Raw genomic sequence first — 20,225 nt, 5'->3', positions numbered from 1 at the left:
GTCTTCGGCCCCTGTTCGTGCCCGGGCGGGGTCGCTAAAAGGCGGCATCGTCGCGGAGCCGTCGCATGTCCATCCTGTCCCTGACCCAGAAGGAATTCTCCCGCGCCGCCGGTGCGCGCGCGGTGGTCTGGGTCGATCCCGCCTGCGTGCATCTGCACAGCGGATCGAAATGGCCGGTGTTCCGCAAACGCATGCAGCGGGCGGGACGCGTGGTGCCGAGGGCCCTGCTGGACCTCGCGCGTCCCGCGCTCAAGGCGCGCGAGCCGTTCTTCATTCCGGCCGATCTGTTCCAAGATGGCCAGCCCGTCGCCGAGACGCCGAAATACCGCAAGGTCGCCGATTTCATCGCGCATCGCGACACGCCGAAGGACAGTCTCTGGTACGCCCAGCTGACCGATGAGTTGAAGGCGACGGGCGTCGCCCGGCACAAGGCCATCGAGATGCGCAGCGAGGCGGAGATCCTAGGCTTTCTGGAGGAATATGTCGGCGGCCTGATGGACAGCCTGCGCGAACACGGCTTTTCGTCGGACGAGTCGAGCTACGAATCCGCGGCGCTCATCAATCGCGACGGGTCACTCACCAAGACGGGCTCCGGCAATCACCGGTTCAATATGTGCCATGCGCTGGGGATCGCGCCTTTCCCGCTCAAGATCGTGGGCGCGCATCGCGACTGGTTCACCGCGCAGGACGGCGCGGACGGCGCGACGCTGGAGACACTGCTGTCGCGCATCCAGGAGGTCGGCGCGCAGCACCGCTGATCAGCGCGGCATCGGCGTGCTGTGGCTGTTGTAATCGGACCAGTCGGTGATCTCGGGATAGAAGCGCCGCCGCCATTCCCGCACGCGCGGGTTCATCACGCGCCGCCAGAGCGGCGGGATCATCGCGGCCATGGTCATGACCGGATAGCCGTAGGGCAGTTGCGGCGCCTCGTCGGCATCGTAGTTCTGCAGCAGCGGGAAACGCCGGTCGGGCTTGTAATGATGGTCCGAATGGCGCTGCAGGTTGATGAGCATCCAGTTCGAGGCCATCTGCGCCGCGTTCCAGCTGTGCCGCGGTTTGACATGCTCGTACTTGCCGTCGCCCAGATGTTCGCGGGTCAGGCCGTAATGCTCGATGTAATTCACCAGTTCGAGCTGCCAGATCGCGACCCCGGCCTGCAGCAGGAAGAGCCCGACCCCGGCCCAGCCCGCCACGGCGAAGGCGAGCGCGAGGAAGCCCGCCTGCAGGAGCAGATACAGGAAGAACGGGTTCTTGTGATGGGTCCAGGGCAGGTTGCGGCGCGCCAGCATGTCGCGTTCGGCCTTGAAGGCCGAGACCAGCGACTGCACCAACACCCGCGGATAGAAGCGGTGGAACCCTTCGTTGTAGCGCGCGGTGACCGGATCGCGGGGCGTCGCCACGTAGCGATGATGAACGAGCATATGCTCGGACCGGAAGTGCGAATAAAGCACCATGGCGAGCAGCAGATCAGCCATCCAGCGCTCCCACTTGTTCTTCTGGTGCATCAGCTCGTGGCTGTAATTGATCCCGATCGTGCCGGAGATGACCCCCATCCCGAAGAAGATGCCGATCTTCTCGCCGGTGCCGAGATGCGCCGCGCCGCTGGTGTAGATCAGCAGCCCGAAAAGCGTGGCGGCCTGCAGCGGCGCCCAGATCAGCGTGACAAGGCGGTACCAGAAAAGCTGGCTTTCATCGGTGTCCGGATCGGCATTGTCGAGGTTGAGACCGAGCGCGGCGTCGAGCGCGGTGAACAGGTACCACGTGACCAGCGGCGTCAGTGCGATCCACCAGCCGCCCTTGACCGCGCCCAGCCACAAGAGCGGCGGAAGCCCGACCGAGATCCAGAAGGGCAGGGCCGCCGACAGCCGCGCGATGCGGTCGGGCGACAGGAACCTGGGGTTGGAGAGACCTTGATCGCTCATCTCGGACGTCCATGACTGCTTGGCGGCGGAATTGGCCTCAGGCTACAGCGCGCAGCGGCCCGTCGCCTAGTGCGCAGAAGCGCGCGCTGCCGCAAGGTCAGCGCCTGTTGCGTTTCCGTTTCGTCCACGATCCCGATCCAGACCGCCTATTGCGGCCGGGCGAGGTCGAAGGCCTTGCGCATGAGCGTCGGCAGGTCGGCGGGGCGGAATTCCTCGGGGGCCACGAATTCCCCGCGCTCGGGCGCGCGCTCCATCGGGACCAGCGCCGTGCGCAGGCTCAGGCGCAGGTGAAAATGCGTGAAGGTGTGGCGCGCCTCTGCGGACAGGGTCTTCCACTCGGCGCGGATCGGCGGGGCTTCGGCGGGAGTGCCGAGCGTCTGGTCGATCCAGTCCGAGCCGGGCCAGCCCAGCATGCCGCCCAGAAGCCCGCTGTCGGGGCGCCGCTCCAGCAGCCAGGCACCATCGACGCGGCGCACCAGGTAGGCGATGCCGGTGCGCACCGGCTTTTTCTTCTTCGGGGCCTTCTTCGGCAACTCGGCCTGCGTGCCCGCATCCCAGGCCGCGCAGGCGCCGCGCCAGGGGCAGAGGCCGCAAGCCGGGCGTTTCGGCGTGCAGATCGTCGCGCCGAGATCCATCACCGCCTGGGCGTAATCGCCCGGACGCTGCGCGGGTGTCAGCGCCTCCGCGTGGCGGGTCAGGATCGGTTTCGCCTGCGGCAGCGGGGTGTGCTCGTCATGGAGCCGGGCCATCACCCGTTCGACATTGCCGTCGACCACGGTGGCCGGCTCGTCATAGGCGATGGCGGCGATCGCGGCGGCGGTGTAGGGCCCGACGCCCGGCAGCGTCAGCAGGCCCGAATAGCTGTCGGGGAAGACGCCGCCGTGATCGGCGACCACGGCGCGGGCGCATTTCAGCAGGTTGCGGGCGCGGGCATAATAGCCAAGCCCGGCCCAGGCGGCCATGACATCGACATCCGGTGCCGCGGCAAGATCGCGGACCGTGGGCCAGCGGGCGGTGAAGGCCTCGAAATAGGATTTGACGGCGGCCACGGTTGTCTGCTGCAGCATCACCTCCGACAGCCAGATGCGATAGGGATCGGGCAGCACGCCCGCCTTCCGTGCCGCGGGGCTCACGCGCCAGGGCATGGCGCGAGCATGCCGGTCGTACCAGACAAGCAAGGCTTCGGGCTCGGCGATGTCACGCACGGATCAACGTCCTTTGATCGGGGGCTGGTCGGTCGGGGTGGCGCTGGCCACGCAGGGCTTTAGTATAGGGCGCGAACGGGAGTGCCAAGCATGACACGACAGCAGGGGACGACACGCGGTTTCGCGCAGGCCTCGGGGCTTCTGAAGTCTCGGATCCGTCGGGCGTCCGAGACCCGGGGCTTCGCCGAATCGCGGGTGCTGACCCATTGGCTGGAGATCGCGGGCGAAGAGACCGCGCGCATCGCGCGGCCGGTCGAGATCAGCTATGCCCGCGGCGGCATGGGGGCGACGCTGGTGCTGCTGACCACGGGCGCCCATGCGCCGGTTCTGGAGATGCAGAAGGAGCAGATCCGCGACCGCGTCAATCAGGTCTACGGCTACAACGCCATCCAGCGCGTGCGCGTCACCCAGACCGCGCCCACCGGTTTCGCGGACGGGCAGGTGGCCTTCGCCCCGGCCCCAAAGGCGCCACCGCGTGTGCCCGCGCCCGAAATCGTCACCGAGGCGCGGCAGACCGCCGACGGTGTCGCCGATGACGGGCTCAGGCTTGCACTTGAACGTCTGGCCACCAACGTCTTATCCAAAGTGAAAAATCGGGGCTGAGCGCCCCATCCAAAGGAAGGTGACTTCATGAAACGGATGATCTCCGCGACGGCATTGGCCGCGGTTCTGGGCCTCGGCGGCTGGTTCGCATTGCAGAACAACGGCGTGACGACCAGCACGGACGCGACGGCGGATCTGACCCTGCCCGGGGCCGCCAATGCCCAGAGCGCCGCCGCGTCGGATGGCGGGAGCGCCCCGGCGGTGATGGAGATGGCGCTCGGCGCCGAGGACGCCCCCGTAGAGGTGATCGAATACGCCTCCTATACCTGCCCGCATTGCGCGAGCTTCCACGCCAATGTCTTCGACGAGATCAAGAAGAACTATGTCGACACCGGCAAGGTGCGCTTCGTCTACCGCGAGGTCTATTTCGACAAGTACGGTATGTGGGCGTCGCTGGTGGCGCGCTGCGGCGGCAACCAGGACCGCTTCTTCGGGATCACCGACATGATCTACCAGAGCCAATCCGACTGGGCGCGCGCGGGATCGGATGCCGCCATCGCCGAGGGGCTGCGCAAGATCGGCCGCCTCGCGGGGCTCGGCAATGACGAGCTGGAGGCGTGCCTCACCGACGGCGACAAGCTGCGCGCGCTGGTGGAATGGTACCAGGCCAATGCAGAACAGGACGAGGTGCGTTCGACCCCGTCCTTCGTCATCGAGGGCGAGCTTTACTCCAACATGAATTACGGGGACTTCGCGGAAATCCTCGACGCGAAACTCGCCGATCAATGAGTGTCTCCGCCCCGCGGGGGCCGCTCGAGGGCCTGAAGGTGATCGAGCTTGCGCGCATCCTGGCCGGCCCCTGGGCCGGTCAGACACTGGCCGATCTCGGCGCCGAGGTCATCAAGGTCGAGGCCGCGGCGGGCGACGACACCCGCCAATGGGGCCCGCCCTTCATCGAGCGCGAGGGCGATGTCTCGGCGGCCTATTTCCATTCCTGCAATCGCGGCAAGACTTCGGTCGTGATTGACCTGCGCACCGAGGACGGCCAGGCCGCGTTGCGCGATCTGGTGCGTGATGCCGATATCCTGATCGAAAACTTCAAGGTCGGCGGGCTGGCCAAGTACGGCGCCGACTACGACAGCCTCTCGGCGGTCAATCCGCGGCTGATCTATTGCTCGATCACCGGCTTCGGACAGGACGGGCCCTATGCGCATCGGGCGGGCTACGATTACATCATCCAAGGCATGTCGGGCCTGATGTCGATCACCGGCGATCCCGATGGCCAGCCGCAGCGCGCGGGCGTCGCGGTCACCGACCTGTTCACCGGGCTCTATTCCGTCGTGGGCATCCTCTCGGCGGTGGAGCAGCGGCACCGGACCGGGCGCGGCCAGCATATCGACATGGCGCTGCTCGATTGCGCGGTGGCGGCGACGGCGAACCAGGCCCTGAATTACCTCTCCACCGGCACGCCGCCGGGCCGGACGGGCAATTACCATCCGAACCTGACGCCCTACCAGGTGTTCGAGGTCGCCGATGGCCATATCATCATCGCCACCGGCAATGACGGCCAGTACCGGCGGCTCTGCGCGCTTCTGGGCGTGCCCGAGATGGCCGAGGCGCCGCATTTCCTGACTAATGCGGACCGGATCGCCCACCGCGCCGAGATGACGGACCGGCTGACCGCCGCGACACGCACCTTCACCAAGGCCGATCTTCTGGCGGCCTGCGAGGCGCAAGGCGTGCCCGCGGGGCCCATCAACGACATGGCCGAGGTGATGGCGGACCCGCAGGTGCAGGCGCGCGGCATGCAGATCGCGCCCGAGGGGTTGCCGGGCGTGCGCGCGCCCTTCCGCTTCTCGGATGCCGATCTGGTGCTGGAGAAGGCCGCGCCGAAACTGGGCGGGGGATAGGGCCGGAGGGCAATCGCGTGCCGGCGGCGCGGGAGGCCGCCCGGCGGCTTATTCCGACGTGCCGTAGCGCGCCATGAAGATGCGCACCGCTTCCTCGACATTGCGCAGCTTCTCGGCGTCGGTGACCGGCCCGCGGATATTGAACAGCCGCTGCATGTGCAGGCCCGACTTGCACAATTCTCCGAACTGGTAGGCGGCGCGTTCGCGGTCTTCCTCGGGAATGGCAATATCGCCGCGCGCGATGATCAGGTCGAACAGGCCCAGCATCGCGTTCTTGAACCGGAGCGGGCCACAGCGCCAGAATTCCTCGGCCAGCGCGGGGAAGCGTTCCGCCTCGGCGAGGCACAGGCGGAAATTCTCGATCGCCATGGGCGAAAAGATGATGTCGAGAAAGCTCTTTCCCGCCATGCGCAGCAAGGTTTCGCTGTCGAGCGAGCGGTCGAGATGGGTCACGGCCTCGTCGGCCTGGTCCTGGCATTGCAGGCGCGCGACCTCCATGAACAGCAATTGCTTGTCCGGGAAGTAGGAATAGAGCGTCGCCTTCGAGACACCGGCGGCGCGGGCGATATCGTCCACGCTGGCGCCGTCGAAGCCATCCCGCAGGAAGACGTCGCGCGCGCCGTCGATGACCTGTTCGTATTTGCGACCCTTGCGGATCTTTTCGACTGACGCGTCCATGGTGTCTCCCCTGTCTGGGAAGAAGTATAAACCGTTCAGTTCAGTTTCAACAAACCCTGTGTCGAATTCAGCGGACCTGTTCGGCCGGCGGCGCGGGCCGTGTCACGGTTTCGCCGGAAGCTTGGGGGAACCAGTAATCCACGAAGGACGGTGTGAAGGTGGTCGCGGTCGCGGGACCGGCGAGCACGAGGGCGATTGCCAGGGCGAGCGTATGACGCATGATGATCTCCTGTGGATGATCTCCTGTGTCTGTATCTTCAGAAATAAACTGAACCGATCGGTTCACTTTTTCTTTCGCCACGGGCTTGCCCTTCCGGCTTCCGCACGTAGATTAGAATTCTTCTAAACTGGAGACCGCCATGCGCTTCATCACCAGCCGACGCCGCTTTTCCGATCTGAGCGAGCAGGAAATCCTCGCGCTCGCCATTTCCTCGGAGGAGGATGACGGCCGCATCTACCGGATGTATGCGGAGAATCTCCGCGAGGACTTCCCCGGAACCGCCAAGGTGTTCGACGGCATGGCCGCCGAGGAGGACGGGCACCGGGCGTCGCTGATCGCGTTGCACCGAAAGCGCTTCGGTGAAGTCATCCCGCTCATCCGGCGCGAACATGTCGCGGGCTTCTATGCGCGCCGCCCGGTCTGGCTGGTCGAGAATCTGGGCCTCGAGCGCATCCGCTCCGAGGCGCGGCAGATGGAGCGGGACGCCGAACGCTTCTATCTCGACGCGGCCAGCCGGACCAAGGATGCGGAGACGCGCAAGCTGCTGGGCGATCTCGCCTCGGCCGAGGCCGGCCACCAGAACAAGGCCGACGCGCTGGAGCAGGAGCATCTTTCCGACGCCGCCCGCAGCGCCGAGGATGACGGCGCCAAACGGCAGTTCCTGCTGACCTGGGTCCAGCCGGGTCTGGCGGGGTTGATGGATGGCTCGGTCTCGACGCTGGCGCCGATCTTCGCCACCGCCTTCGCGACGCAGGATACCTGGACCACCTTCCTCGTGGGCCTCGCCGCAAGCGTCGGTGCGGGCATTTCCATGGGCTTTACTGAGGCGGCGTCGGATGACGGCCAGCTTTCCGGGCGGGGATCGCCGGTCAAGCGCGGTTTCGCCTCGGGGGTGATGACCACGCTCGGGGGGCTTGGCCATGCGCTGCCCTACCTGATCCCGGATTTCTGGACCGCGACGATCATCGCCTTCGTCGTCGTCTTCGTCGAGCTCTGGGCCATCGTCTGGATTCAGAACAAGTTCATGGACACGCCCTTCCTGCGCGCGACCTTCCAGGTCGTTCTGGGCGGCGCGCTGGTTTTCGCGGCGGGGGCGCTCATCGGCTCCGGTTGACGCGGGCGGGTCCGGCTGCTCTCAATCCCGGGCAAAGGAGTGCGCCCATGCCCCGTGACGATGACCGCCCGACCTACACGCCGCTGCCGCTGCCCGACCGGGTGCAGCGCACCCCGGACGCGGCCATCGAAGCGGCGGAGGCCTTCCGCGATTACATGCGCAAGCGGCATTCCGTCCGCGACTATTCCGACCAGCCGGTGCCGCGGGCGGTGATCGAGGCCTGTGTCGCCGCGGCCCATACCGCGCCTTCGGGCGCCAACCGCCAGCCCTGGCATTTCGTGGCGATCTCCGATCCGGACATGAAGGCGCGGGTGCGCGCGGGCGCCGAGGATGAGGAGCGTCAGTTCTATGGTGGCGGCGCGGGGGATGCCTGGCTGCAGGCGCTCGAGCCCATCGGCACGGGCGTGGACAAGCCGCACCTGACGCAGGCGCCTTGGCTGATCGTGGTCTTCGCCGAACGCTGGGGCGTGGACGCGGACGGCGCGCGCTACAAGAACTACTACGTGCCCGAAAGCGTGGGTATCGCCACCGGCATGCTGATCACCGCGATCCACGAGGCGGGCCTCGTCTGCCTCGAACACACGCCCAACCGGATGAAGTTCCTCAACGAGATGTGCGGCCGTCCGGAGCGCGAAAAGCCGGTTATGATCCTGCCCGTGGGCTACCCGTCCGACGACGCCACCGTCCCGCAGGCGGCCAAGCGCAAGAAACCCCTGACCGCGGTCATGACAGTTTTCGAGACACGCTGATCTCCGCGAACCCGCCCTTGCGATTGACCCTGCCGATGCAAGCGCCCACAAAGATCGCATGCTGGCGATCTTCCTCAAGACCCTGCCCTTTTTCGCGCTGATCGGGCTGGGATACGGCGCGGCAAAGACGCGATTCTTCACCGAGGAAGCCAGCGCCTACCTGACCAAGTTCGTCTTCTACTTCGCCCTCTCGGCGATGCTGTTCCGGTTCTCGGCGAACCTGTCCATCGGCGAGATCTTCGATCCGTGGCTGGCGGCGGCCTATCTCTGGGCGACGGCCTTCGTCTACGGCATCGCGCTGATGGTGGCCTTCTGGCGCCGCGTGAAGGTGGAAACCGCGGCCATCGAGGCGCAATGCGCCGCCATCGGCAACACCGGTTTTCTCGGTGTGCCGATGCTCGCGCTGCTTCTGGGCGAGGCGGCTGTCGCGCCGATCATCCTGATTCTGTCGATCGACATGATCGTCTTCTCCTCGCTGCTGGTCATCCTGATCGAGGGCTCGCGCGACGGGCGAATGAGCCCGGGCGTGCTGCGCACCATCGGCATCGGTCTCCTGAAGAACCCGATGATCGTGTCGATTTCGCTGGGCCTCATGGTGGCGGCCTCGGGAATGGGTCTGCCGCAGCCGGTCAACGAATTCGTCACCATCCTCGGCAATGCGGCGACACCCGGGGCGCTTTTCGCCATCGGGGCCTCGCTCGCGTCCAAATCCGCCGAGCGGCTCGTCATCGCGGGCTGGCTCAGCTTCGCCAAGCTCGGCCTGCATCCGCTTCTGGTGGCCGTGGGCACGTTTCTGCTGTTCCCGGTCGATCCCTTCGCGGCCGGGGTCGCCGTCTCGGCGGCGGCGCTGCCGGTGGCGGGCAACGTCTTCATCCTGGCGCAGCATTACGGCACCTCGCCGCAGCGCGTCTCGGCCTCTATCCTGATTTCGACGGTGGCCAGTATCGTGACCGTCTCGGCCTGGATCGCCTGGGTGACCGGCGGATAGGCCTTGCCGCGCGCCCGTTCCCCGCGCTAGCCCTTGGTCCGACCCGACATGAGGAGCGCCCGATGGAAACCAAATCCGAAAACCGATGCCATGGCGGGGTGCAGGGCGTCTATTCCCACGCTTCCCAGGCCTGCGGCGGCGCCATGACCTTCGGACTGTTCCTGCCGGAAGAGGCCGCCGACGCGCCGGTTCCGCTGCTCTGGTACCTCTCGGGCCTGACCTGCACGCATGAGAACGCCATGACCAAGGCGGGCGCGCAGGCCTGGGCGGCGGAGCAGGGCATCGCGCTTTGTTTTCCCGACACCTCGCCCCGGGGCGATGACGTGGCCGATGACGAGGCTTTCGACCTGGGCCAGGGCGCGGGCTTCTACGTGAACGCGACCGCGGCGCCCTGGGCCCCGCATTTCAACATGTGGGATTACATCACCGCCGAGCTGCCGATGCTTCTGGGGCGCAACTTCGCCCTCGATATGGAGCGGCAATCGATCTGCGGCCATTCCATGGGCGGGCATGGCGCCCTGACCATCGCCATGCACCATCCGGAGCGGTTCCGCGCCGTCTCGGCCTTCGCGCCGATCGCGCACCCGACGCAAAGCGATTGGGGCCGCAAGCAGTTCACTGCCTATCTGGGCGCGGACGAGACCGCATGGGCCGCGCATGACGCGACGCTTCTGATGCGCGAGCGCGGCTTCGACGGGCCGGTGCTGGTCGATCAGGGCACCGACGACAATTTCCTCGACCTGCTGATGCCCGAAGCGCTGGCCGAGGCGATGACCGCGCGGCGGCAAGAGGGCGCTTTCCGCATGCAGAAGGGCTACGACCACAGTTATTTCTTCATGTCGACCTTCATGGAAGAGCATGTCGCCTTCCACGCAGAGGCGCTCTATCGGTGAGTATCCTCTATGTCGATGCCGATGCCTGCCCGGTGAAGGAAGAGGCCGAACGCGTCGCGACGCGCTACAAGGTGCCGATGAAGCTGGTCTCGAACGGGGGGCTGCGCCTGTCGCGCAATCCGCTTGTCGAGGTGGTGATCGTGCCCGACGGGCCGGACATCGCCGATATGTGGATCGCCGACCGGGCCGGGCGTGGCGACGTGGTCGTCACCGGGGATATCCCGCTGGCTGCCCGCACCGTGGCCTCGGGCGCGCGGACCCTGTCCCATAACGGCGAGGCGTTCACCGCGGCCAATATCGGACCGCGTCTGGCGCAGCGCGACCTGATGGCGGATCTGCGCGCCGCCGACCCGTTCCGGCAGGGCGGCGGGCGGGCGTTCTCCAAGGCGGATCGCGCGCGGTTTCTCGATGCGCTGGAGCGCGAGGTGCGCGCGGCCCTGCGCGAGGGCACGCCATGAGCAGCCGGGCGGTCGTCTTCGATATCGGCAACGTGCTGATCGAGTGGCAGCCGGAACGCTTCTTCGATGCGCGGATCGGACGGCAGGCGCGCGAGCGGCTCTTCGCCGAGGTGGACCTGCACCATTACAACGATCTCATCGACCGCGGGCATGATTTCCGCGCCACGATCTATGACGCCGCCGAGGCGCATGCGGATTGGCGCGACGAGATCCGGCTCTGGCACGATTGCTGGGCCGAGATCGCGGGGCCCGAGATCCCGCATTCCCTGCGGCTTCTGCGCGCGCTGCGCGGCAAGGGTGTGCCCTGCTATGCGCTGTCGAATTTCGGCATCGGGACCTTCGAGGTGGGCGTCGCGAAATGGCCGTTCCTGCGCGATTTCGACCGCAGCTTCATCTCGGGGCATATGGGCGTGGCAAAGCCCGATCCGTCGATCTACGCAGCACTCGAGGCCGAGGTGCCTGAAGGGCCCGACGGGCTTCTCTTCACCGATGACCGGGCCGAGAATATCGCGGCGGCCGAGGCGCGGGGCTGGCGCACGCATCATTTCGAGACACCCGAGGGCTTCGCCGCGCGATTGGTGGCCGAGGGGCTTCTGGAGCCGGAGGAGGCCCGATGACCGAACCGCTCGTGATCCCGTTCGAGGCAGGCGAGGCGCGGCTCGACTGGCTGGGTCTGACGCGCGCCTTCGAGGCCGGGCACATGCTGCCCAAGGCCGAGATCGCGGATACGTTTCTCTATCGCGGTGGCGATACGCTTTTGAACCGGGCGGCCTGGATCGACGGGCTGGGCGTGGCGGTGAAGGCGGCGACGATCTTTCCGGGCAATGCGGCCATGGGCAAGCCGGCGGTCAACGGGGCGGTCAACCTGATGTCGGACAGTGACGGCACGCTGGAGGCGCTCATTGATTTCCACCTCGTGACGAAGTGGAAGACCGCGGGCGACAGCCTTTACGGCGCGCTGAAGCTCGCCCGCCCGGACAGCCGGGAGATCCTGATCGTGGGCGCGGGCACCGTGGCGCGGTCGCTGATCGAGGCCTATGGCGCGGGCTTTCCCGAGGCCCGCTTCACGCTCTGGAACCGTTCTGCCGCGCGGGCCGAGGAGATGGCGGCGGACATCCCCGGCCTGCACGTGGCGACCGACCTCGAGGCGGCGGTGGGTCGCGCGGACATCATCGCCACCGCCACCATGGCGACCGAACCGGTGATCCGCGGCGCGTGGCTGCGGCCCGGCCAGCACCTGGACCTGATCGGGGCCTACCGGCCCGACATGCGCGAAGTGGACGACAGCGCCCTGCGCCGCGCCCGGATTTTCGTCGACAGCATGGACACCACGCTCGGCCATATCGGCGAGCTGAAGATTCCGCTGGCCGCCGGGACGATTGCGGAGCGGGATGTGTTGGCGGATTACTACACGCCCGATCTGTTCACCCGCGCGGCGGACGACATCACCATCCTGAAGAACGGTGGCGGCGCGCATCTCGACCTGATGTGCGCGCGCTACATCCTCGATGCGTGGCAGGCGGCATGAACTGGGGGCTCGCCCTTCTCGCGTTGCTGGCGGCCTGCCTGCCCGCGCTTCGCGAAGCGCGGCGTCGGCCGATGGATGCCGAGGCCCGGCTGGAAGCGCCGGGCGATATCGTTCCGCTCAGCCAGGGGCGGACCCATTGCCGCTGGATCGGTCGGGCGCGCGGGCCGGTCGTGGTCTGCGTGCACGGGCTGACGACCCCGTCGCCCGCCTGGAACGCGCTGGCCGCGCATCTCGACAGGGCCGGGTTTCGGGTCCTCCTCTACGACCTTTACGGGCGCGGCTATTCCGACGCGCCGCGCGGCCAGCAGACACCGCGCTTCTTCGCCCGGCAATTGCGCGATGTGCTCGATCATTACGGCCTCGACGAGGATGTCACGCTGATCGGCTATTCGATGGGCGCGGTGATCGCGGCGGCCTTCGCGGTGGAGGAACCGGCGCGGCTGCGCCAGCTCGTGCTGGTGGCCCCCGCGGGGATGGGCATGCCGATGAGCCGGGTGCAGCGGTTCTGCGTGGAATGGCCCTGGATCGGAGACTGGCTGTTCCACATGCTCTATCCCGCCCACCATGCGCGCGCGATTGCGCAAAGCGACGCGCCCGAGGAGGTCCGCGCAGTCCAGCGGGCCGAACTGACGCGCAGCGGTTTCGTTCCCGCGGTGTTGTCGAGCCTGCGCTATTCCCTGCGCAAGCCCGCTCCGCGCCTGCACAAGGCGCTGGCCCGCGAAGCGGTGCCGGTGCTGGCGGTCTGGGGCGATGCGGACCGGGTCATCCCGATCTCGGGGCTGGGTCAGCTGGCGCAATGGAACCGCAACGCGCGGCAAGAGGTCATCGAAGGGGCGGATCACGGCCTGCCCTTCACCCATGCGGACGATCTGGCCCAGGCGCTGGCGCGCCTCTTCGAGGCCGCGCGCCCGCGCCTGTCTACGCCGCGCGACTGACCGGCCGGCCCGGCGCCTCGCGCACTGGCAGGTGGACGATGGCCGACAGCGCGCCGACGCCCACCCCGACCCACCAGACCATCGTGTAATCCCCGGTCAGGTCGTACATCCGTCCCCCGAGCCAGACGCCGATGAAACTGCCGAGCTGGTGGCTGAAGAAGATGATGCCGTAAAGCGTGCCCATGTAGCGCAGCCCGTAGATATGCGCGATCAGGCCCGAGGTCAGCGGCACGGTGGCGAGCCACAGCGAGCCCATCACCGCCGAAAAGACCAGCACCGATCCCGGGGTGATCGGCAGCATGATGAAGACCGTCGCGGCGATCGTGCGGCCCACATAGATGCCCGCGAGCAGGTATTTCTTCGGAAAACGATTGCCGAGATAGCCCGCCGTCAGGGTGCCCGCGATATTGGTCAGCCCGATCACCGAAATGGCGATGGCCCCCAACGCCGAGGTGGTGCCGATCCCAAGCTTATCGAGCAGACCGCCTTGCAGGATCGGGCCGCACATCTCGGTCACCAGCGCGGGGAAATGCGCCGTGATGAAGCCCAGCTGATAGCCGCAGGAGAAAAAGCCGATGAAGATCAGCGAGAAGGAGGGATCGCGGAAGGCGCGGTTCAGGATCTGGCCGAGGCTTTCCTCTATTTGCGCGCGGGATGCCTGCGGCGCGCGCATCATGGGCAGGACCGCAAGCACGGCGAGGATCGCGGCGGCGAAGATCAAAAAGACCGATTGCCAGCTCATGAAGCCCAGAAGCCATTCCGCGACCGGTGCGCCGAAGACCTGCGCCGCGGAGCCGGCGGCGGTGGCGATGGCCAGCGACATGGACCGATTTGCGTCCGACGCAGCGCGTCCCACCACTGCGAGGATCACCCCGAAGCCGGTGCCCGCGATGCCGAAACCCACGAGGATTTCAAGGAGTTGATGCGCCTCGGGTGTCACCGCGAAGGACGACAGCACCAGCCCGATCGCATAAAGCAGCGCGCCGAGAACGATGGCGAAGCGGTCGCCGAGCTTTTCCGCGGCGGCGCCGAAAAGCGGCTGACCGATGCCCCAGGCCAGGTTCTGGATGGCGATGGCGAGGGAAAACTCGCTGCGCAGCCAGCCGAATTCCTCCGCGATGGGGATCTGGAATACGCCGAAGCTCGCGCGGATCGCGAAGGACACGAGCAGGATCAGGCAGCCCGCGATCAGAACCGGGCTCATCATGGGGGCGGTGCGTTCCATGACGCAGGAGTGACGCGGCTCCGCATCCATCGCAAGATCGGGATTGTACCGATACGGCGCGGGGCAGGCGGCGGTCAGGCGCGCAGGTGGCGTGCCCTCGCGCCGCGCTCGATCGCGGCCGCATGCAGCCGGTCGATATTGAGCTCGTATCGAATCTCTTCGAGCAGGCGCAGCTCGGTATCGGCGAGCGTGCCATCGGCGGCGGCGACGTCGCAGGACAGCGCATAGGCGGTTTCGTGCAGCCGCTCGGGCAGGGCATCGCGCATGAGACCGAAAAGGGCATCGAGCCCGTCTTCCTGATCGAAGAGATCGAACACCGTCTGGCTGACGGTTTTGATTCGGTCCGCGTCATAGTTCAGGAAAACCGGCAGCGTGCTGACGATGGACTGAATCTTGATGAGCTCCGCCGTGCGGATGTCCTCGTCCGAGGCGGACACGGCCACCATCAGCGCGACCAGCGCGTCCTGCGGGGACATGGGGTGTGCGATAGTATCGGCCATTTCAACCTCGATCCGTTGGGCGTATGCCCCGGTAAATATTGACGCCTCCCGGCCCCCGCAATAGGAAGCGGCGCTTGACGCGGCCGGGGTCCTTCCGGTCCGAGCATACAGGAGCAAGAGACGCATGTCCGATTTTCGCGAAGCCGCGATGAATTCGAAGGCCTGGCCGTTCGAAGAGGCGCGCCGTCTGCTCAAACGCGTCGAAAGCGCCGGGGGCGCCAAGGATCACGTCCTGTTCGAGACTGGCTACGGCCCCTCCGGCCTGCCGCATATCGGTACTTTCGGCGAGGTTGCGCGCACGACGATGATCCGTCGCGCCTTCGAGGCGATCTCGGATATCCCGACGCGGCTGATCTGCTTCTCGGACGATCTCGACGGTATGCGGAAGGTGCCCGACAACGTGCCCGATCCCGAGGCGCTGAAGGAGCACCTGCAGAAGCCGCTGACCTCGGTTCCGGACCCGTTCGGCACGCATGAAAGCTTCGGCCATCACAACAACGCCATGCTGCGGCGGTTCCTCGACACGTTCGGGTTCGACTACGAGTTCTACTCGGCCACGGAATATTACCGCTCCGGCGCTTTCGACGAGGTGCTGCTGCGCGCCTGCGAGCGCTACGACGACATCATGGCGGTGATGCTGAAGAGCCTGCGCGAGGAGCGCCAGCAAACCTATTCGATCTTCCTGCCCATGCATCCCGAGACGGGCCGCGTCCTCTACGTGCCGATGAAGCATGTGGATGCCGCGAAGGGCGAAATCACCTTCGACGACGAAGAGGGCCGCGAATGGACGCTGCCGGTCACCGGCGGTCGCGTGAAATTCCAGTGGAAGCCCGATTTCGGCGCGCGCTGGGCGGCCCTCGGCGTCGATTTCGAGATGTATGGCAAGGACCATTCCACCAACACGCCGATCTACGACCGGATCTGCGAGATCCTCGGCGGCAAGAAGCCCGAGCATTTCACCTACGAGCTGTTCCTCGATGCGGGCGGCGAGAAGATCTCGAAGTCGAAGGGCAACGGGCTGTCGATCGACGAATGGCTGACCTACGCCTCGACCGAGAGCCTGTCCTATTACATGTTCCTCAAGCCCAAGACCGCGAAGCGGCTGAGCTGGGACGTGATCCCGAAGGCAGTGGACGAATATCACCAGCAGCTGCGCGCCTATCCGGGCCAGGACGCCAAGGGGCAGGCGGCGAACCCGGTCTGGCACATCCATGGCGGGGACGTGCCCAAATCGACCATGGTGGTGCCGTTCTCGATGCTGCTGAACCTCGTGTCCGTCTCCGGCGCCGAGGACAAGGAGACGCTGTGGGGCTTCATCATGCGCTACGCCCCCGATGCCTCGCCCGAGCATAATCCCGACCTCGATCAGGCGGCGGGTTTCGCGATCCGCTACTACGAGGATTTCGTGAAGCCCACGAAGGTCTTCCGCGCACCGGACGAAAAGGAAGAGGCCGCGCTGCGGGATCTTGCCGCACGGCTGCAGGCCCATGAGGGACCCAACGACGACGAGACGCTGCAAAGCCTCGTCTTCGCGGTGGGCAAGGAGCACGGCTTCGATCCGCTGCGCGATTGGTTCAAGGCGCTTTACGAGGTGCTTCTGGGCGCGAGCCAGGGCCCCCGGTTCGGCGGCTTCATCGCGCTTTACGGCGTGTCGGAAACCGTCACGCTGATCGAACGCGGGCTGCGCGGCGAACTGGGCTGAGCGGGCAATTCGCGGGACGCGGTGAAACTCATCGCCCCACGGCCCCGTGATTTTGGCATGGAAGGTGGACGCCCTACCTTCCTTGCCATCGTCACGAGGAGGTTCCGCCATGAAACGCCTGTTTGCCGCATTCGCCCTGCTTTTGTGGTCGCTGCCTGTCCATGCACAGGACGTGGTCGCGCCGGTTCCGGGCATCGAGGCCACCATTTCCAGCCAGATGGAGGCGTTTCTCGACCGGGATGTCGATGCGGCCTTCGATTACGCCAGCCCGATGATCAAGGGCCTGTTCCGCAACGCGCAGAATTTCGGCGCCATGGTCGAACAGGGCTATCCGATGGTTTGGACGCCTGCGGACGTGAGTTTCGGCGATCTGCGGCAGGAGAACGGCGCGCTGTACCAGAAGGTCGTGGTGACCGATGCGGGCGGGCGCGTGCATGTGCTCGATTACAAGATGATCGAGACCGAGAACGGCTGGCGCATCGATGGCGTGCAGGTCCTGCGGGCGGATGCCTTTGCGGCGTGAGGCAGGGCGTGTTGTCGGGGTCGGTTTGACCGAGCGAACCTGACCCTTCGCGTGCCTTCTCCGGCGTTTGGCGGCGCACTGGCGCGCCTGCGAAAGCGGGTGGCGGCATCGCGTGCAGGTTGCCCCACATGCCGGGATGCTCGAGACATCCCCGGCCCCGCCGCTGTCACGCCGTCCTGCCATGCAACGCGCGGCCCGGTCAGGCGGCGTTAGGCCCCCGGTCCCTATCCCTGATCGCGAATATGCGGGCGGCGTGATGCAGCCTGCGCGCACGGAAAGGGACAGCGATGAACAAGGCGATAACGGACGGTGTGGTGCTGATGCCGACCCCCTTCTCGGAGGGGCTGAACGTCTGGTCGAGCGGCGATGGCCGGCCGGGCTCGGACACTTATGCGAGCACGCCCACCGCCTCTTTCGTCGCGGCGGATCAGGATTTCGGCGGCTGCCTCGAGCTGTTGAAAACCGACGCCACCCAGCGCATCCGCTATATGGGCGAGGTCCCGATCGAACCCGGCTGCTACCTGCGCGTGACGGCGCGGGTGAAATGCGTCTCGGGATCGCTGCCGTCGGTGCGCGTGGCGGCCTGGGCGGGCAATGCCAGCGGCAATGCGGTCACGGGCATTCCGCTTTCGGGCGATGCGGTGGCGATCCCGACCTATGGCCAGGTCGTCGAGGTCTCCGCGATCATCGGCTCGGGCAATCGCGGCGGCGTCGATCTGGTCTGGGGGCGGCAGCCGACCTACGGGCATTTCGGCATCGACTTCACCGGCGCGTCGGGCGGCCTGCTGCGGGTCGACGACTTCGTGATCGAGGATGTGACCTCGGTCTTCCTGCGCGAGATGCTGGGCTATGTGGACGTGCGCGATTACGGCGCGCGGGGCGACGGTGTGACCGATGACAGCGCAGCCTTCGAGGCGGCCGACCAGGTCACGAACGGGCGCACGCTCTTCGTCAGCCAGGGCAGCTATTTCCTGGGCCAGGACGTGACGATCAACTCCGAAGTGATCTTCGAGGGCACCGTCTCCATGCCCACCAGCCGCCGCCTGTCGCTGACCAAGAATTTCAGCCTGCCCTCCTATATCGACGCTTTCGGCGACGAGGAGGTCGCGCTGAAGAAGGCGCTGCAATCGCTGATGAACGACGCCGACCACGAGAGCCTCGACATGGGCGGGCGGCGCGTGACGCTGTCGGGCCCGCTCGATGTGCAGGCCGCCGTGGCGAACCGGACGACCTATGCGCAGCGGCGGGTGCTGCGGAACGGCCAGTTGCAGGCCACCGAAGCGGGCGACTGGGCCGAGGAGGTGGTCACCAGCCAGGCCAGCTATTCGCCCTCGAACCAGTTCCGCCTGACGAATGTGACCAACATCGCCAATATCCAGGTCGGCAGCCTCGTGGAGGGCGCGGGCGTCGGGCGCGAGATCTACGTCCGGTCTGTCAATGTGGGGGCGGGTGATCTGACCCTGTCGCAGCCGCTGTCGGACGCGACGGGCACGCAGAATTACACCTTCACGCGCTACAAATACATGCTCGATTTCTCGGGCTTCGACCGGCTCGATGTCTTCCAGATCGAGGATATCGAGTTTCAATGCGCGATCGAGGCGAACGGCATCCTTCTGGCGCCCGAGGGCACCGTCATGGTGGTCCGGGAATGCGTGTTCAACCGCCCGAAATTCCGCGGCATCACCTCGCCCGGCGAAGGCTGTCAGGGCATGCTGATCGAGCATTGCCAGTTCATCAGCCATGAAGGCGGAATGCTGACGCAGAACCGCCGGTCGGTCGCCATCAATGTCAACGCCAACGACGTGAAGGTGCGCGATTGCCGGGCCTCGCAGTTCCGGCATTTCCTCGTGGCCTCGGGCGCGCAGAACCTGATCACCGGCAACCACTTCTTCCAGGGCGACACCGCGACGAATGGCATCCGCAGCGCCGGCATCGTTCTGGCGCTTCGGGCCTGCAACACGCAGGTGTCGAACAACTACATCGACAATTGCTTCGTCGAATGGACCAACGAACGCGAGCCCGAGCCCGATTTCACCGGCGGGTTCGGCTTCGCGGGCCTGTCGATCACCGACAACGTGTTCCTGTGCTCGAACGTCGCCACGACCTTTTCCTACATCGTGGTGAAGCCCTACGGGACGGGGCATTTCCTCAATGGTTTCAACGTCTCAGGCAATACGTTCCGCGCCTCGTCGGGCAAGATCGACCGGGTGGAGCGGGTGGATACGTCCTTCGCCAATCTCGAGTTCGGCAGCATGAAGCGCGTCACCTTTTCCAACAACACGTTTGCCAACGTGGAGAAGGCGACCCGCAATCCGCTGGTCGTGCGCCATGACCAGAACACCCATTCCGACACTTGGGTGGTGGAGACCAACAACGAGCTGCCCTTCGATGGCTGGGCGCAGGAGGTCGACGCGGTCAGCCACATGTCGCGGCTTCGCAACTCCGCCAATGTCAGCGAATGGATCATGCCCTATTGCTCGGTCCGCGAGGGCGGGCAGAACAACCGCGTGCATCTGATCTACGGCAGGCCGGTTCTGGGCGATGCGAATGTGACGATCCGGATGGATTGATCGCGCGTCTTCGCATGGCTTTCGAAGGCCGCCCGCGTTGCCGGGCGGCCTTTTCGCGTCAGGGCCTCAGGTCTTCGGGCGTGAGCCGATACGCCTTGCCGAACCCGCCATTGAGATAGGCGGCGCTGATGCGAAACCGCAGGATCGAGAAATCCGCAAAGCCGATATAGAGCTGCGCCTTGGGATAGGCTTTCAGGAACGTGGCGGCGAGGTCGGGATGCTCCGGCGCGCCGTGGCGGACAAAGCGCGCCTCCGCCTGCAGGGTCAGGCGGGGATGGGTCAGCGGATCGCCCCTGGGCCCCGGCTCTCCCAGCAGAAGCGAACAGGCGGGGTTTTCGCGCAGCGCCTGGCTGTGGGTCGACAGGTCCGACACGAGGCTCAGCGGCGTCCCGTCCGTGCCGGGGGCAATACCCACCCGGGTGACCATCGGCGCGCCGGTTTCGGGCTCGATCGTGCCAAGCGCGCCGAAGCGGGCCCCGGCGATCAGCTCCCGCGCCAGCTGGCGCGCGGCGTCATCGGTGGGGCGGATCGGGTCGATGGGCGTGTCTGTCATGCCCGCAAG

The 20,225-nt window shown here is 66.4% G+C and carries 22 protein-coding genes; 15 read left to right on the top strand and 7 right to left on the bottom strand.

Features of this window, described 5'->3' with window-relative positions:
* The first annotated feature begins 65 nt into the window (after nt 1–65).
* Nucleotides 66–758: a hypothetical protein gene (locus BW990_RS09740; RefSeq protein WP_076447649.1), complete on the top strand. Its 693-nt coding sequence runs from the start codon at nt 66–68 to the stop codon at nt 756–758.
* On the opposite strand, the gene BW990_RS09735 is transcribed toward BW990_RS09740, so the two are convergent.
* Together BW990_RS09735 and mutY are read right to left on the bottom strand one after the other, a co-directional pair.
* Nucleotides 759–1,922, bottom strand: coding sequence for an alkane 1-monooxygenase (locus BW990_RS09735; protein WP_076447647.1), 1,164 nt, complete (start codon nt 1,920–1,922; stop codon nt 759–761).
* A gap of 146 nt (nt 1,923–2,068) precedes the next feature.
* Nucleotides 2,069–3,127 (bottom strand): A/G-specific adenine glycosylase, encoded by a 1,059-nt coding sequence (gene mutY / locus BW990_RS09730; RefSeq protein ID WP_076447645.1) that lies wholly within the window; start codon nt 3,125–3,127, stop codon nt 2,069–2,071.
* A gap of 90 nt (nt 3,128–3,217) precedes the next feature.
* Between mutY and BW990_RS09725 the strand changes: the two genes are divergently transcribed.
* From BW990_RS09725 to BW990_RS09715, 3 genes are read left to right on the top strand one after another with little or no spacing between them, the layout of a single operon-like run.
* Nucleotides 3,218–3,730: a DUF721 domain-containing protein gene (locus BW990_RS09725; protein WP_076447643.1), complete on the top strand. Its 513-nt coding sequence runs from the start codon at nt 3,218–3,220 to the stop codon at nt 3,728–3,730.
* A 27-nt stretch (nt 3,731–3,757) separates the two neighbouring features.
* Entirely contained in the window at nt 3,758–4,459 is a 702-nt protein-coding gene (locus BW990_RS09720; protein ID WP_076447641.1) for a DsbA family protein, read from the top strand.
* Complete coding sequence (locus tag BW990_RS09715; protein WP_076447639.1) at nt 4,456–5,580, top strand: CaiB/BaiF CoA transferase family protein; 1,125 nt, start codon at nt 4,456–4,458, stop codon at nt 5,578–5,580. The genes BW990_RS09720 and BW990_RS09715 overlap by 4 nt, the downstream gene beginning before the upstream one ends.
* A 48-nt stretch (nt 5,581–5,628) precedes the next feature.
* Here BW990_RS09715 and BW990_RS09710 read toward each other — a convergent pair whose 3' ends face one another.
* A complete protein-coding gene (locus BW990_RS09710) occupies nt 5,629–6,258 on the bottom strand; it encodes a TetR/AcrR family transcriptional regulator (RefSeq protein ID WP_076447637.1) in 630 nt (209 codons plus the stop codon).
* 67 nt (nt 6,259–6,325) lie between these two features.
* Nucleotides 6,326–6,478: a hypothetical protein gene (locus tag BW990_RS21800; RefSeq protein WP_159441622.1), complete on the bottom strand. Its 153-nt coding sequence runs from the start codon at nt 6,476–6,478 to the stop codon at nt 6,326–6,328.
* 139 nt (nt 6,479–6,617) lie between these two features.
* Between BW990_RS21800 and mbfA the strand changes: the two genes are divergently transcribed.
* The 8 genes from mbfA (at nt 6,618) to BW990_RS09670 (ending at nt 13,143) form a co-directional block, all read left to right on the top strand.
* Entirely contained in the window at nt 6,618–7,592 is a 975-nt protein-coding gene (gene mbfA / locus BW990_RS09705; RefSeq protein ID WP_076447635.1) for an iron exporter MbfA, read from the top strand.
* A gap of 47 nt (nt 7,593–7,639) precedes the next feature.
* Nucleotides 7,640–8,341 (top strand): nitroreductase family protein, encoded by a 702-nt coding sequence (locus BW990_RS09700; RefSeq protein ID WP_076447632.1) that lies wholly within the window; start codon nt 7,640–7,642, stop codon nt 8,339–8,341.
* A 58-nt stretch (nt 8,342–8,399) separates the two neighbouring features.
* A complete protein-coding gene (locus BW990_RS09695; protein ID WP_076447629.1) occupies nt 8,400–9,329 on the top strand; it encodes an AEC family transporter in 930 nt (309 codons plus the stop codon).
* A 62-nt stretch (nt 9,330–9,391) separates the two neighbouring features.
* Nucleotides 9,392–10,222 carry an S-formylglutathione hydrolase gene (fghA, locus tag BW990_RS09690; RefSeq protein WP_076447627.1) on the top strand — a complete coding sequence of 277 codons (831 nt, stop codon included), beginning with the start codon at nt 9,392–9,394 and terminating at the stop codon, nt 10,220–10,222.
* Nucleotides 10,219–10,680 (top strand): YaiI/YqxD family protein, encoded by a 462-nt coding sequence (locus BW990_RS09685; protein WP_076447624.1) that lies wholly within the window; start codon nt 10,219–10,221, stop codon nt 10,678–10,680. Before fghA ends, BW990_RS09685 begins: the two co-directional genes overlap by 4 nt.
* Nucleotides 10,677–11,297 carry an HAD family hydrolase gene (locus BW990_RS09680; RefSeq protein ID WP_076447622.1) on the top strand — a complete coding sequence of 207 codons (621 nt, stop codon included), beginning with the start codon at nt 10,677–10,679 and terminating at the stop codon, nt 11,295–11,297. Before BW990_RS09685 ends, BW990_RS09680 begins: the two co-directional genes overlap by 4 nt.
* The gene (locus BW990_RS09675; protein ID WP_076447619.1) at nt 11,294–12,208 is read left to right on the top strand and encodes an ornithine cyclodeaminase family protein; all 915 of its coding nucleotides are present in this window, start codon (nt 11,294–11,296) and stop codon (nt 12,206–12,208) included. Before BW990_RS09680 ends, BW990_RS09675 begins: the two co-directional genes overlap by 4 nt.
* Complete coding sequence (locus BW990_RS09670) at nt 12,193–13,143, top strand: alpha/beta fold hydrolase (RefSeq protein ID WP_234990206.1); 951 nt, start codon at nt 12,193–12,195, stop codon at nt 13,141–13,143. The genes BW990_RS09675 and BW990_RS09670 overlap by 16 nt, the downstream gene beginning before the upstream one ends.
* Here BW990_RS09670 and BW990_RS09665 read toward each other — a convergent pair.
* Nucleotides 13,127–14,368: an MFS transporter gene (locus BW990_RS09665; RefSeq protein ID WP_076447613.1), complete on the bottom strand. Its 1,242-nt coding sequence runs from the start codon at nt 14,366–14,368 to the stop codon at nt 13,127–13,129. The two genes, BW990_RS09670 and BW990_RS09665, sit on opposite strands and share 17 nt — an antisense overlap.
* A gap of 74 nt (nt 14,369–14,442) precedes the next feature.
* Nucleotides 14,443–14,844: a tellurite resistance TerB family protein gene (locus BW990_RS09660; protein WP_407690130.1), complete on the bottom strand. Its 402-nt coding sequence runs from the start codon at nt 14,842–14,844 to the stop codon at nt 14,443–14,445.
* Between the two features lie 148 nt (nt 14,845–14,992).
* Between BW990_RS09660 and BW990_RS09655 the strand changes: the two genes are divergently transcribed.
* The 3 genes from BW990_RS09655 to BW990_RS09645 all read left to right on the top strand — a co-directional run bounded on the left by BW990_RS09655 (nt 14,993) and on the right by BW990_RS09645 (nt 19,663).
* A complete protein-coding gene (locus BW990_RS09655) occupies nt 14,993–16,570 on the top strand; it encodes a lysine--tRNA ligase (protein WP_076447607.1) in 1,578 nt (525 codons plus the stop codon).
* A 109-nt stretch (nt 16,571–16,679) separates the two neighbouring features.
* Entirely contained in the window at nt 16,680–17,093 is a 414-nt protein-coding gene (locus BW990_RS09650; protein WP_076447604.1) for a DUF4864 domain-containing protein, read from the top strand.
* Nucleotides 17,094–17,380: 287 nt separating this feature from the next.
* Nucleotides 17,381–19,663: a glycosyl hydrolase family 28-related protein gene (locus BW990_RS09645; protein ID WP_076447602.1), complete on the top strand. Its 2,283-nt coding sequence runs from the start codon at nt 17,381–17,383 to the stop codon at nt 19,661–19,663.
* A 58-nt stretch (nt 19,664–19,721) separates the two neighbouring features.
* Here BW990_RS09645 and BW990_RS09640 read toward each other — a convergent pair whose 3' ends face one another.
* Entirely contained in the window at nt 19,722–20,216 is a 495-nt protein-coding gene (locus BW990_RS09640) for a HugZ family pyridoxamine 5'-phosphate oxidase (RefSeq protein ID WP_076447599.1), read from the bottom strand.
* Nucleotides 20,217–20,225 lie beyond the last annotated feature (9 nt).

The organism is Roseivivax lentus (genome assembly GCF_900156805.1).
Lineage (GTDB): Bacteria > Pseudomonadota > Alphaproteobacteria > Rhodobacterales > Rhodobacteraceae > Roseivivax > Roseivivax lentus.
This window is presented reverse-complemented; position numbering and strand designations above follow the sequence as displayed.

Coding starts and splice junctions, on each gene's coding strand:
- BW990_RS09700 (WP_076447632.1), top strand. CDS start 7,640: ATGCCCCGTGACGATGACCGCCCGACCTACACGCCGCTGCCGCTGCCC.
- fghA (WP_076447627.1), top strand. CDS start 9,392: ATGGAAACCAAATCCGAAAACCGATGCCATGGCGGGGTGCAGGGCGTC.
- BW990_RS09655 (WP_076447607.1), top strand. CDS start 14,993: ATGTCCGATTTTCGCGAAGCCGCGATGAATTCGAAGGCCTGGCCGTTC.
- BW990_RS09710 (WP_076447637.1), bottom strand. CDS start 6,258: ATGGACGCGTCAGTCGAAAAGATCCGCAAGGGTCGCAAATACGAACAG.
- BW990_RS09740 (WP_076447649.1), top strand. CDS start 66: ATGTCCATCCTGTCCCTGACCCAGAAGGAATTCTCCCGCGCCGCCGGT.
- BW990_RS09660 (WP_407690130.1), bottom strand. CDS start 14,844: ATGTCCCCGCAGGACGCGCTGGTCGCGCTGATGGTGGCCGTGTCCGCC.
- BW990_RS21800 (WP_159441622.1), bottom strand. CDS start 6,478: ATGCGTCATACGCTCGCCCTGGCAATCGCCCTCGTGCTCGCCGGTCCC.
- BW990_RS09645 (WP_076447602.1), top strand. CDS start 17,381: ATGAACAAGGCGATAACGGACGGTGTGGTGCTGATGCCGACCCCCTTC.
- BW990_RS09735 (WP_076447647.1), bottom strand. CDS start 1,922: ATGAGCGATCAAGGTCTCTCCAACCCCAGGTTCCTGTCGCCCGACCGC.
- BW990_RS09695 (WP_076447629.1), top strand. CDS start 8,400: ATGCTGGCGATCTTCCTCAAGACCCTGCCCTTTTTCGCGCTGATCGGG.
- BW990_RS09715 (WP_076447639.1), top strand. CDS start 4,456: ATGAGTGTCTCCGCCCCGCGGGGGCCGCTCGAGGGCCTGAAGGTGATC.
- BW990_RS09650 (WP_076447604.1), top strand. CDS start 16,680: ATGAAACGCCTGTTTGCCGCATTCGCCCTGCTTTTGTGGTCGCTGCCT.
- BW990_RS09640 (WP_076447599.1), bottom strand. CDS start 20,216: ATGACAGACACGCCCATCGACCCGATCCGCCCCACCGATGACGCCGCG.
- BW990_RS09725 (WP_076447643.1), top strand. CDS start 3,218: ATGACACGACAGCAGGGGACGACACGCGGTTTCGCGCAGGCCTCGGGG.
- BW990_RS09720 (WP_076447641.1), top strand. CDS start 3,758: ATGAAACGGATGATCTCCGCGACGGCATTGGCCGCGGTTCTGGGCCTC.
- mbfA (WP_076447635.1), top strand. CDS start 6,618: ATGCGCTTCATCACCAGCCGACGCCGCTTTTCCGATCTGAGCGAGCAG.
- BW990_RS09675 (WP_076447619.1), top strand. CDS start 11,294: ATGACCGAACCGCTCGTGATCCCGTTCGAGGCAGGCGAGGCGCGGCTC.
- BW990_RS09680 (WP_076447622.1), top strand. CDS start 10,677: ATGAGCAGCCGGGCGGTCGTCTTCGATATCGGCAACGTGCTGATCGAG.
- BW990_RS09665 (WP_076447613.1), bottom strand. CDS start 14,368: ATGGAACGCACCGCCCCCATGATGAGCCCGGTTCTGATCGCGGGCTGC.